This window comes from Serratia sp. TSO36 (assembly GCF_057808395.1).
The window spans coordinates 1-255 of the sequence record NZ_JBJZOU010000065.1 but is presented as its reverse complement, the minus strand read 5'-3'; the positions used below and the strand labels follow the sequence as shown (position 1 = coordinate 255).

At 68.2% G+C, this 255-nt stretch carries 1 protein-coding gene; it reads left to right on the top strand.

The genetic code is table 11. From position 1 onward, the window contains the following. Window positions 1–255 (top strand): hypothetical protein (locus tag ACK3CV_RS25465; RefSeq protein WP_489009932.1); only part of this gene is annotated, 255 nt, incomplete at both ends.

Here is a 255-nt window from a genome sequence, read left to right as displayed (position 1 = left end):
AGAGCGAATGGGATCCTTACGGCCGCCTGCTGTCGGAGACCGATCCGCTCGGCCGCGTGACGCGCTATCAATATTCGCGCAACAGCGGCCGGCTGTTCGCCGTCGCGTACCCGGACGGCAGCAGCGAAGCGCAGCACTGGGATACGCTGGGGCGCCCGACGCGCTATGTCGATGCGCTGGGCAATGCCACGCTGTACCGCTATCCGGATGACGAAGAGAGCCTGCCGGCCGGCGTGATCGACGCGCTGGGCGGGG